The 12,451-nt window shown below is 31.8% G+C and carries 8 protein-coding genes; 1 reads left to right on the top strand and 7 read right to left on the bottom strand.

Annotated features, from left to right (window positions below):
• Positions 1-27: 27 nt before the first annotated feature.
• A complete protein-coding gene (gene ade, locus Q0684_RS00980; protein ID WP_299012176.1) occupies positions 28-1,647 on the top strand; it encodes an adenine deaminase in 1,620 nt (539 codons plus the stop codon).
• A gap of 140 nt (positions 1,648-1,787) precedes the next feature.
• Here ade and obgE read toward each other — a convergent pair whose 3' ends face one another.
• The 7 genes from obgE to Q0684_RS01015 form a co-directional block, all read right to left on the bottom strand.
• Positions 1,788-2,777 carry a GTPase ObgE gene (obgE, locus tag Q0684_RS00985; RefSeq protein WP_299012177.1) on the bottom strand — a complete coding sequence of 330 codons (990 nt, stop codon included), beginning with the start codon at positions 2,775-2,777 and terminating at the stop codon, positions 1,788-1,790.
• Between the two features lie 84 nt (positions 2,778-2,861).
• On the bottom strand, positions 2,862-3,980 hold the full coding sequence (locus Q0684_RS00990; protein ID WP_299012178.1) for an adenylate kinase: 1,119 nt from the start codon (positions 3,978-3,980) through the stop codon (positions 2,862-2,864).
• 285 nt (positions 3,981-4,265) lie between these two features.
• Entirely contained in the window at positions 4,266-7,256 is a 2,991-nt protein-coding gene (gene secDF / locus Q0684_RS00995; protein ID WP_299012179.1) for a protein translocase subunit SecDF, read from the bottom strand.
• A 158-nt stretch (positions 7,257-7,414) separates the two neighbouring features.
• Positions 7,415-8,011 (bottom strand): hypothetical protein, encoded by a 597-nt coding sequence (locus Q0684_RS01000; RefSeq protein WP_299012180.1) that lies wholly within the window; start codon positions 8,009-8,011, stop codon positions 7,415-7,417.
• 39 nt (positions 8,012-8,050) lie between these two features.
• The gene (gene recQ / locus Q0684_RS01005; RefSeq protein ID WP_299012181.1) at positions 8,051-10,162 is read right to left on the bottom strand and encodes a DNA helicase RecQ; all 2,112 of its coding nucleotides are present in this window, start codon (positions 10,160-10,162) and stop codon (positions 8,051-8,053) included.
• 102 nt (positions 10,163-10,264) lie between these two features.
• Positions 10,265-11,191, bottom strand: a complete 927-nt coding sequence (mdh, locus tag Q0684_RS01010; RefSeq protein ID WP_299012182.1) for a malate dehydrogenase — start codon at positions 11,189-11,191, stop codon at positions 10,265-10,267.
• Between the two features lie 133 nt (positions 11,192-11,324).
• The gene (locus Q0684_RS01015) at positions 11,325-12,368 is read right to left on the bottom strand and encodes a DUF6588 family protein (protein WP_299012183.1); all 1,044 of its coding nucleotides are present in this window, start codon (positions 12,366-12,368) and stop codon (positions 11,325-11,327) included.
• Between the last annotated feature and the right edge of the window lie 83 nt (positions 12,369-12,451).

The raw sequence follows: 12,451 nt of genomic DNA on the forward strand, positions 1-12,451 counted from the left end.
TTGTAAATTTGTGTTAAAATATAAGTTATGATTATCAAAGGAAATATAGTTGATATTTTAAAAAAGACCATTTTTAAAGGTGAAGTAGAGGTTGAAAATGGCAAAATTTTAGAAATCAGAAAATCAAATCATAATAATGAAAACTATATTTTACCTGGTTTTATAGACGCCCACATTCACATAGAAAGTTCTATGCTAGTGCCAAGTGAATTTGCAAAAATAGCAGTAACCCATGGTACAGTTGCAACCGTTTCAGATCCGCATGAAATAGCTAATGTTTTAGGTGTAAAAGGTGTTGATTTTATGATTGAAAACGGAAAGAAAGTTCCGTTGAAATTCAATTTTGGAGCACCAAGTTGTGTGCCAGCTACTTCTTTTGAAAGTGCTGGAGCTACTATAAATGGTGATGATATTAAACTCATGATGGAGAATCCTGATATTAAATATCTCGCAGAAATGATGAATTATCCTGGTGTTTTATTTGAGGACGCAGAAGTATTGGAGAAGATTCAGCATGCAAAAAATAACAACAAACCCATTGATGGTCATGCACCTGGTTTAAGAGGAAAAGATGCAACCAAATATATTGCTGCAGGTATTTCTACAGATCACGAATGTTTTTCTTTTGATGAAGCTAAAGAAAAATTAGCAAAAGGGATGAAGGTAATTATTAGAGAAGGTTCTGCTGCCAAAAATTTTGAGGCTTTAATTGATCTGTTGCCAGAAAATTACCAAAATATGATGTTTTGTTCAGATGACAAGCATCCAGATGATTTGTTGTTGGGTCATATCAATCAGTTATGTGAAAGAGCAGTTGCCAAAGGAATTGATGTTTTTAAAGTCTTGCAAGCAGCTTGTATAAATCCTGTTAAACATTATAATTTAAATGTTGGCTTGTTGCAAAAAGAAGATTTCGCAGATTTTATTGTAGTTGATAATTTAACCAATTTTAGTGTTTTAAAAACTTATATCAATGGCGAATTGGTTGCCAAAAATGGAGAAAGTTTTGTAAAACATGTAGATTTTGAAGTACTGAATAACTTTAATACGGATAAAAAGAAGATAGAAGATTTTAGATTCGAATCATCAGCTAGAAAAATAAGAGTTATAGAAGCTTTGGATGGCGAATTGGTAACCAACCAAATTGAAGCAGATACGCTTATAGAAAATGGAAATTTAGTTTCAAATACAACTACAGATATTTTAAAAATGGCAGTTGTAAATCGCTATAAAAACGATACACCAGCAATTGCTTTTATTAAAAATTTCGGGTTAAAAGAAGGTGCTATTGCAAGTTCTGTTGGGCACGATTCTCATAACATAATTGCCGTTGGTGTTTCTGATGAAGCCATTTGTAAGGCTGTAAATTTAATCATAGAAAATAGAGGAGGAGTATGCGCAGTTTCTAACACAGAAGAAAAAATAGTTGCTTTACCCATTGCAGGAATTATGTCTGATAAATCAGCCAAAGAAATTGGTAAACAGTATGCTACATTAGATAAAATGGCAAAACAAATGGGAAGTAAATTAAGAGCCCCTTATATGAGTTTGTCTTTTATGGCGTTGTTGGTAATACCTTCTTTAAAATTATCCGACAAAGGCTTATTTAATGGAGATACTTTTGAATTTACATCCTTGGAGGTTTAGTAGTTTTAAAGTTTCTAAGTTTGTCGCCTGTTGGTTATTTCTGTCTTGTGACGAAATCTTGCTATTTAAAATAAAAAGATACTAGTTTTTTAAAGGATTTGTATGTTCCACTGCGTTTTATGCGAAATTTAAAGTTCATTTTAATTCAACATTTCCCAAAGTCTGTCTTTCAATTCTTGCAAACCAATTTCTGCAACAGAAGAAATAAAGATGCTTTTTACACCTTTTGGCAATTCAGCTTTAATTTCAGCTTGCAATTCGTCATCTAACATATCCGATTTAGAAATAGCCAGCAAACGTTCTTTATCTAACAATTCTGGATTGTGTTTTTTAAGCTCGTTTAGTAAAATATCGTATTCTTTTTGAATATCATCTGAATCTGCAGGAATTAAAAATAACAAGGCAGAATTACGTTCTATATGCCTTAAAAAACGATGCCCTAAACCTTTACCTTCTGCGGCGCCTTCTATAATACCAGGAATATCTGCAATTACAAAAGTGGAGTGATTTCTATGTTCTACAATACCTAAGTTTGGTTTAAGCGTAGTAAAAGCATAATCTGCAATTTTTGGTTTTGCAGCCGTTAAAACGGATAAAAGTGTAGATTTACCTGCATTTGGGAAACCTACCAAACCAACGTCTGCTAATAATTTTAATTCGATTCTAAACCAGCCATCTTGTCCATCTATACCAGGTTGTGCATACCTTGGTGTTTGGTTTGTAGACGATTTAAAATTCCAGTTACCTAAACCACCTTTTCCACCAGGTAATAAAATTACTTCTTTACCGTTTTCTGTAATTTCGTGTAAAATTTCATCGGTATCTGCATCTCTTACAATGGTTCCCAAAGGTACATCTATGTAAATATCATCTGCATCGTGCCCAGAGCTTCTACTTTTACTCCCAGCACCACCATGTTCTGCTCTAAAATGACGTTTAAATTTTAGGTGAAACAACGTCCACATATTTTTGTCGCCACGTAAAATAATGTGTCCTCCACGTCCACCATCTCCACCATCAGGTCCACCTTTGGTAATGTATTTTTCTCTGTGTAAATGCGCAGAACCTTGCCCACCTTTTCCAGAAGATGCGTATATTTTTATGTAGTCAACAAAATTTCCTTCGGTCATCTTTATGTGTAGTTGTGTAATTGTTTACAAGTGTAATTGTGTTTGAAACGTTTAAACAGTTAAACGCTTAAACAGTTACACATTTTACAATTTATTAAATACTTCTGCAATTCTTTTGGTAATTTCTGCAATAGAACCTACACCATTAATTCCATAATATTTGTTTTGTTCTGCGAAATAATCTTTAAGAATAGCAGTTTTTGTATTGTATTCGTTAAAACGATTTCTGATTTTACCTTCGTCGGTATCATCAGCTCTCCCGCTAGTTTTTCCTCTTTCTAGCAAACGTTCTACTAATAAATCTTCTGGTACTTCTAAGGCTACCATTCCGTTTATTTGCTCTCCTTTATCTGCTAAAAAAGCATCTAAAGCTTCTGCTTGTGATTCTGTTCTAGGGAAACCATCAAAAATAAAACCATTAGCGTTTGCATTTTTTTCTACTTCTGCTTTTAGCATATTTATGGTAACTTCATCTGGCACTAAATCTCCTTCGTCCATATATTTTTTTGCTAGTAAACCTAATTCAGTAGCATTTTTTATATTGAAACGAAAAACGTCTCCAGTAGAAATATGTACTAAATTGTACATGTCTTTTAAAAATTCTGCTTGTGTTCCTTTTCCTGCTCCTGGAGGGCCAAATAATACAATGTTTTTCATTTTGGGTGCTGTTGTTAATTGAAATATTTCTGGGTAATTTCTACCTAATCCGTTATAATCTAATCCGTAGCCAATAATAAATTTGTCTTCTATACTTTTACCAATATAATCTATGGGTAATTCTTTTTTAAAAACATTTGGTTTAAAAAAAAGTGAGGCTACTTTTAGTTGTTTTACATTTTTATCTCTGAATATATTATAAATTTCTTGCAGTGTTGCGCCAGTATCTATAATATCTTCTAAAATAATAACTGTTCTGTCTGTTAAATCTTCATTTAAACCTACCAATTCTTTTACATTTTCAGTAGATTTTGTGCCACTATAAGAGGCTAGTTTCACAAAAGAGACTTCACAATTTCCTTGGAATTCTCTTATGAAATCTGCAGCAAATAAAAAACAACCATTTAAAATACCTACAAAAATAGGAATTTCACCTTTTGGTAAATCTTGTTTTACTTGGTAGGCAAGTTGTTTTACAATTTGTTGTATTTCTTCCTTTTTAATAAAAGGTTTAAAATATAAATCGTGTAAATTGATAATGCTCATTATTTTCTAAACCTTAAAATAGGTATACTTTTAGTTTTGTAGTCGCAATTTGCGAGTGCAAAAATCATTTTTAATATATCGCTAATCGTATTTTTAAATCTCAAAGGATTTATATTTTTTTTGTGGCCACAATTTGTTACCGTAATTACAACTCTATTTTATGCAAATATAAGGTCTTGCTATTGAATGATAAAACCGTTTTTCAAACTACACTGAACTAGTTTCAGTATTTTATTGAAAAACGGTTTTAAAAGTTACAAGATTTTAAAATCTTGTAGCGTATAATTATTTCTTTTTGTCTTCTTTTTTAGTAGCATCATACATTATTGGTGTTGCCACAAATAAAGATGAATACGTACCTACAGCTACACCAACAATAAGTGCAAACATAAATCCTTTAATAGAATCTCCACCAAAGGCAAAAATTGCAATCATTACTATTAAGGTAGTTAAAGATGTATTTATAGTTCTTCCTAAGGTAGAACTTACAGCTTTATCTACATTTTCACTTAATGCTCTGTTTTTGTAGTCTCCTACAAATTCTCTAATTCTATCAAAAATTACCACGGTATCATTTAAAGAGTAACCAACCACAGTTAATATGGCAGCAATAAAAGATTGGCCAATTTCCATATCAAAAGGCATAAAGTTATAAGTAATAGAGAATACACCTAATACAATTAATACATCATGAAAAACAGCTGCTACAGCTCCAATAGAATAGGATATTTTTCTAAAACGTAGTAGAATGTACAAGAAAACAACTAATAAAGAACCAAATACTGCGTACAAAGCAGAGGTTTTAATATCATCTGCAATGGTAGGTTCTACCTTATCTGCACTCATTATTCCTGCTCCTGATTTTTCAAAACCTGGTTTAAAGCTTTCATAAGTAGTGTTTCCTAAATACGGTTTTAAACCTGTAAATAAAGCATTTTGTACTTCTTCATCTACTTCTTGTCCTTCATCATCAATTTTATAAACCGTTGTTATTTTTAATTGATTTGCCTCACCGTATGTTTTTACTTCTGGTGCAGAACCAAAAGCATCTTTTAGTGTATTAGCAACATCTGTAGGCACCATTGTCTGATCAAAACGAACTAAATAAGATCTACCTCCTTTAAAATCTACACCTTGCTTTAATCCGATAGAAAAAATAGAAATTAAACCAGCAATAATAATTCCTCCAGAAATTACATACGCAATTTTACGTTTCTTTAAGAATTCTACATTTATATTTTGGAACCACCCTTTAGATAAAGAGGTATTAAATGTTAAGTTAGTGCCTTTATTAACAGCGCCATCAATTAATAAACGTGTAATAAATACGGCAGTAAATAAAGAAGTTGCAATACCAATCATTAAGGTTAATGCAAAACCTTTAATTGGTCCTGTACCAAAAACATATAAAATAATACCTGTTAATAAAGTAGTAATGTTAGCATCTATAATTGCAGATAATGCTCCTTTTACAGAGAAACCTTCTTCTACAGATTGCTTTAAACCTTTCTTTAAACCTAAACCTTCTTTAATTCTTTCGAAGATAATTACGTTGGCATCTACAGACATACCAATGGTTAAAATAATACCAGCAATACCAGGTAACGTTAATACAGCATTAAAGCTAGCTAAAATTCCAAAGATGAATAAGATATTTACAATTAAGGCAACATCTGCAAATAAACCTGCTTTACCATAATATACAATCATCCAAATTAAAACTAATAAAATAGCCAATCCAAAAGATAAGAAAGAGGCATCAATTGCTTCTTGCCCTAAAGAAGGTCCAACAACCGCAGATTGAATAATTCTTGCAGCAGCTGGTAATTTACCTGCTTTTAATACAGTAGCAATGTCTTCTGCTTCAGCAACAGTCATACTTCCACCAGAAATACTTGACATGCTACCCAATTTTTGATTAATTGATGGTGCAGTATACACGTAATCATCTAAAACTATGGCCACAAACTTACCAATATTTTCTCCTGTTAGTTTACTCCATTGTTTAGTACCAGAACTATTCATGGTCATGCTAACTTCTGGCTTGTTTAATTGGTCAAAAACTTGACCAGCATCTAAAATAACGTCACCTTCAATAGCGGGTTTGTCATTTCTATTTGATTTAATAGCATAAAGATTAATAATAGGTTCTATTTCTATATCATCTTCAGCCGTAGGCGATGATGGAGATGTAAAAGGCTTGTAGTCCCATAAGAATTTTACATAACGTAATTCATTTGGTAATAAATCTCTAACTTCTTTTCTAGCTAGTAGTTCATTAACCTTTGCAGTATCTTTTACCCTAGCCTGTGCAACTAAAGAACTCATTTGTTGTTGAGATTGCGCAACATTAGGTAATAAAAATGTAAATAAGTTTTTTTGAACACTTGTAGAGTCTACAGCTTCACCTAAAAGATCATCAATGTCATCTTTTTTAGCAGTATCTTTTACTTGTTCAGTGTCAACATCTTCTTTTAATAATTCTGCAACTTTCGCATTTGCAGAGAAAAAGAAACCTTGTACTTCTGCATTTGTATATACTTCCCAGAACTGTAATTCTGCTTTACTGGTAATTAATTTTGTAACACGCTCAATGTCTTTAGCACCCGGTAATTCAATCTGAATTCTACCAGAATTACCAATTCTTTGAATGTTTGGAGAGGTTACCCCAAATTTATCAATTCTACTTCTTAATACCTCAAAAGCAGTACCAATAGAACTGTTAATTTCTTCTTGTAAGGTTTCTTTTACAGAAGCATTTGCTTCATCAAAAGAAATCTTTTCGCTTAAAGCTTTGGTACCAAAAATAGCAGGATCACTTAATTTTGTATCTCCAGCAATTGCTTCAAATTCTTCAAAAAATAAGTCTAAGTAATTTGCATTACTACTTTTTTGTTTTACATCTGCTGCTGCTAAAGCATTATTAAATGCTTCATTTTTAGAGTCGTTAGATAAACTCTTTAAAACTTCTTTTACAGAAACTTGTAAAATGGCATTAATACCACCTTTTAGGTCTAAACCTAAATTCATTTCTTTGTCTCTTACATCGTTGTAAGAATATTGGGCAACACCTAAATCTATAATGTCTTTATTGGCAACACTATCTAAATATTTTCTTTCGAAATTTGCTTTTTCTCTAGCAGTGGTTGCTTTGCTTTCTGCATAAACCACAGCATCGTCTTCTACCTTATTGGCTAAAAACGTAAATGATAATTGGTATAAACTAACTAAACCAAATAGTAGAGCAAATACCTTAATAAGTCCTTTGTTTTGCATTTTATAATTTTTAAGTCTGATTTTTTTTAATAAAAAACGAGCAAATATATACCAACTCGTAAAACCTGACAATGTTTTTAATGTTTGTTTTGGGTGATGCGTTCTGGACACACCAATACTAGATAATTAATTGTAAAAGAGTATTGTAATACACTCTTTTAAGAAAGCTTTTTTCTTGGGCCAGCTCTAACTTCTGGTTCTTTATGTGAAGTGTAATCTTTAGTAAAAGGATTGCTTTTACTTATTTTAAAGGCATGACTAAAATTTTGATTTGCCTGATATTCTAAATTTCTTGAAAAATCTGAATACTGATTGTTTGTGAAACGATCTGATTGGTATTTGAATTCTATAACGAAAGCATCATTTGATGTAGAAGAAGTTTCTATTTGATCTTTTAGTTCATAAACATCAATCTTATAGCTAGAATAAGAATCGTTATTTTCTCTTTCTTTAGATTTTTCGTGTAGAGCTAATTGCTGTTTTTCTGTAAGTAAATCTTTAATATACTCTGCATCTAAAGTACTGTAGTAGCCAATTTTTAAATGTCCTTTATGGTTTTTTTTAATTTTAATATTGATAGCACCAATTGCTAAAAGTTTTTCTTTAACCTTATTAATGGTTAAAGCAGTGCTTTTATCACTATTGTCTACAAACTCTAATACAATTTCTTGATTAGGTTCATATACTTGTTCTTGGAAAGCTCCAAAACATAGCGAAATAAAAAGTAGTGTACTTAGGTACCATTTTGCTTTCATTCTTCAAATATATGTAAAAAAGATTGGTTTTTTGTTGGTTTAATTCTCTTTTAAGATAAGTGTAATACTTATTCTTATTTCGCTATAAGTAATCTCTTCATTCAATTTTTCATAAATAGGTTTTAATTCTATTTTTCTATTGAATTGATTAAAAACTACGCGTACTTTTTCTATAATTTCTTTAGTAACGTATTGTGCTAAATTGATGTTTTTACCTTCTGTATACAATTGCGAAAGATGAGAAAAGACAGTAGTAATCGATAAATTTCGCTCTTGTGCAATAGCAATAGGCGCTAAACCTTTATTGTATAATTCAAAGGTTTTTAAAGTGGTGGATTGTTTTCTAGGTTTTGCAACGTTTTTATATTTACGTATTACTGCCATAAAATCATCTCCATATTTTTCCATTTTATTGGTTCCAACTCCAGAAATAGATAAGAATTCGTTTTCTGTTGTGGGTAATTCACTAGCCATTTGTTTTAATGTTTTGTCATTAAATATAATGTAAGCCGGCATTTTTTCTTCTTTGGCAATAGACAAACGCAATTTTTTCAATTCGGCTAATAAACTGGTATTGGTTTCACCTTGTGAAGTGATTTTTAGTTGTTTTTTTTCTGCATTTTTCTCAGTTTTTTCTATTGGCGTGGTTAAACGGATTTGTTTTTCGCCTTTTAAAACTTGCCAGCCAATTGGTGTAATTTTTAATGCAGAATTTTCTGCGTACATAATCTCTATCAAACCGTGGTTTGCCATTTGAATGATGTAATCTCGCCAATTAAAAAACGAAACTTCTCTACCAACACCATACGTTTTTAAAGTATAATATTGTTTGGCATGAATATCTGCATTGTTACTTCCTCTTAAAACATTAATTAGCATTGTAATTCCGTCTTTTTCTTGCATTCTTACAATTCCAGATAAAGCTTTTTGTGCTATAACAGTTCCTTCAAAATCTTTGGGAGGATTTAAGCAAACATCACAATTATTACAATTTTCGGTTAAATGTTCGCCAAAATAAGAGAGCAATATTTTTCTTCGGCAAGATTTTGCTTCTGCAAATTGCAACATTCTATTCAACTTCTCTTTTTGCATGGTAGCATTTGCACCATCATCTGCAAACTGACTGTACAATACAAAATCTCTCATATTATAGTACAAGATGGTTTCAGAGGGCAAACCATCTCTACCAGCTCTTCCAATTTCTTGGTAATACCCCTCTAAATTTTTAGGTAAGTTATAGTGTATTACATAACGCACGTTAGATTTATCTATTCCCATACCAAAGGCTATGGTTGCCACAACAATTTTTACATCATCATTTATAAAATCGGTTTGGGTTTGTTCTCTTTCTTCAAAGTTCATTCCTGCGTGATAAAAGGTAACAGAATGTCCTTCTTTTTTTAGATAACTGGCAACTTCTTCTGTGTTTTTTCTACTCAAACAGTAAATAATACCACTTTCATTTTTTCTTTGGTTGATGAAATTGCCAATTTCTTGCAGTTTTTTCTTTTTAGGCACTTGTCCACGAACTTCTATGCTTAAATTTTTTCTATCAAAAGAAGAGATAAATAATTTAGAGTTTTGTAAACCTAATTGTGCTTCAATGTCTTTTCTAGCAGATTTGTCTGCAGTTGCAGTAAGTGCCATAAAAGGCACATTTTGTAAAGATCTTCTAAACGTTTTTAGTTGGGTGTATTCTGGTCTAAAATCATGCCCCCACATGCTTACACAATGTGCTTCATCTATGGCAACTAATTTTATGTTTAGTAATTTTAACCAGGTGCTGCTTACATTTATTAATTTTTCCGGTGATAAATATAGCAATTGAATATCTCCTTTTATTGCCTTTTCAATAACTTCATTTTCCTCTTGAGGCGTAATAGAACTGTTAAAAAAATCTGCTTTTATGCCGTTTGCTTTTAAAGCTTGCACTTGATCTTTCATCAAGGAAATTAAGGGCGAAACTACAATTGTAATTCCGTCAAACAATAATGCAGGTATTTGAAAACAGATAGATTTACCACCACCAGTTGGCATTAAAACAAAACTATCTTTACCAGCTATAGTTCTGTTGATGATGTCTTCTTGTAAAGGTCTAAAGTTATCATAACCATAAACTTTTTTTAAAAGTGTATTTGCTGTTGTTTTCAAGGAATAAAATTATACTACAAAAATGAAGTTTTTTGTTGAATTATGCATAATAAAAAATCCAGCAAAAGCTGGATTTTTTAATTTTTATTTAAAGTCTAAAGTCTATAACTCTAATAAACCATTTGTTTTAGAAACTCCGGCTGCAGATTCTTGTAAATGTGCTTTTTCAGCATCATTTAAATTAATTTCTACAATGCTTTCTATACCGTCTTTTCCTAATACCACAGGAACTCCAATACATAAATCACTTAAACCAAACTCACCTTCTAATAGAGAGGAACATGGAAATATTTTTTTAGTATCGCAAGCAATAGCTTGCACCATACCACTTACAGCAGCTCCAGGAGCATACCAAGCAGAAGTACCTAACAAACCAGTTAATGTTGCACCACCAACCTTTGTATCTTGCTTTACTTGTTCTAATCTTTCTTCAGAAATAAATTCTGAAACAGGTACAGAATTTCTAGTAGCTAATCTTGTTAAAGGTACCATTCCTTTATCTGAATGTCCACCAATTACCATTCCATCAACATCAGAAATAGGCGCACCTAAAGCTTCTGCTAATCTGTATTTAAAACGTGCAGAATCTAATGCACCACCCATACCAATAATTCTGTTTTTTGGTAAGCCTGTAGTTTTGTGTACTAAATAGGTCATAGTATCCATAGGATTAGAAACTACAATAATTATAGTTTCTGGAGAGTGTTCAATTAAACTAGAAGAAACTGTTTTTACAATTCCGGCGTTTATACCAATTAATTCTTCACGAGTCATACCTGGTTTTCTTGGAATACCAGAGGTAATTACACAAACGTCAGAACCAGCAGTTTTAGAATAATCGCTAGTGCTACCAGTAATTTTGGTATCAAAACCATTTAAAGAAGCTGTTTGCATTAAATCCATTGCTTTACCTTCTGCATAACCTTCTTTAATATCTAATAAAACTACTTCTGCTGCGAAGTTTTTTATGGCGATATACTCTGCACAACTTGCACCAACTGCACCTGCGCCAACTACTGTAACTTTCATATTTTTAAATTTTTATTTGTGATGTTAAATTTTTGGGTAAAAATACAACTTTAAGGTAGTTTTATTGTTAATTTCAAGCAAAAATAAGACATCTAAACAAGATGTCTTATTTTGTTAAAATATAATTTATTTTTTATCTAATGCTAATAGCAATGCCTAAATTGGCTGTATTGTATTCTTGTATTGTATAAGAGCCAAAAATCTTTAAAAAACCTAAGCTTAATCTTAAACCAGCTGTAGTCATAAAGCCATTAGATTCAAAGTTTAGATTAGAGGGAATAAGTAATCTTTGCCTAACAGTGTTATTAGGAGATGGTAAACCTGTTTGATAAACACCTTGAAAGTCTCCTGTCATTTCAAAAGAAGAGGAACCACTGTTGTAGCCAACACCTCCGTAAATATTAATAATAGGGAAATTTAGAGAGGCTATTGCTTGGGCTGTAAATGCAGTTAAATTAAAATTAGTTAATCCGTTTCTAACTTCTAAAACATCAGTATTTACATCTCCAATTTCATAATCTACATTCATAGTTGTATATGCTGCTAAAAGAGAAACATGTAAAGGTGTTTTGTCTAAGGGCCCAAACCAGTCTGTAATTTCTTTTTTAATTCCAAAGCCTAACATGTTAACAGTTCCTTCGTCTTCACCAAGATCTATCTTTGGTATTACTCTTACCATTGCTTCCATTTTCCAAGGTAAGCCAACGCTTAGTTGCGCAATTGGTGCAGGTACACCATTAACAGGTAAATCTCCTGTAACTCCTCCTGGGAAATCGAATTCTGCAGATACATCTTGTCCATTAATATTTCTATTAACACTCATTCTTGTGCTATTACTAGGACCAGCAAAGGTAGATGCTGTTGCAGAATTAGAGGTGATATTAGAATTACTTCCTAGAACGCTAACAATGTTAAACATTTCTTTTTCTGAAGGCACTAAAGCAGCGCTGGCACCAATTGAGATATCAAAACCAAACTTTTTATGCACTTTTGCTGTGTGATACCAACCACTGTTCATGGCGTTTATAAAGCCCTCCATGCCTGGCTGAAAGTATGCTTGTATTAAATTTTTAGCATCTCTAGCGTCTGATAAAAGCGCGTTTTCGAAACCGTTTTGAGCTTTTGTGTTTACGGTTAAAAGGAAAACACCTGATAATGTTAGAATAATCTTTTTCATGTTAAAATGTATTTTTTTTAATATTTCTTAACAAATATATATAATTAGTATTAAATCATGGTAGAGAGAGTTTTAGGTATTTC

It is taken from the genome of uncultured Polaribacter sp. (assembly GCF_947503875.1).
Classification (GTDB): Bacteria; Bacteroidota; Bacteroidia; order Flavobacteriales; family Flavobacteriaceae; genus Polaribacter.

Coding starts and splice junctions, on each gene's coding strand:
- secDF (WP_299012179.1), bottom strand. CDS start 7,256: ATGCAAAACAAAGGACTTATTAAGGTATTTGCTCTACTATTTGGTTTA.
- ade (WP_299012176.1), top strand. CDS start 28: ATGATTATCAAAGGAAATATAGTTGATATTTTAAAAAAGACCATTTTT.
- Q0684_RS00990 (WP_299012178.1), bottom strand. CDS start 3,980: ATGAGCATTATCAATTTACACGATTTATATTTTAAACCTTTTATTAAA.
- mdh (WP_299012182.1), bottom strand. CDS start 11,191: ATGAAAGTTACAGTAGTTGGCGCAGGTGCAGTTGGTGCAAGTTGTGCA.
- obgE (WP_299012177.1), bottom strand. CDS start 2,777: ATGACCGAAGGAAATTTTGTTGACTACATAAAAATATACGCATCTTCT.
- Q0684_RS01000 (WP_299012180.1), bottom strand. CDS start 8,011: ATGAAAGCAAAATGGTACCTAAGTACACTACTTTTTATTTCGCTATGT.
- Q0684_RS01015 (WP_299012183.1), bottom strand. CDS start 12,368: ATGAAAAAGATTATTCTAACATTATCAGGTGTTTTCCTTTTAACCGTA.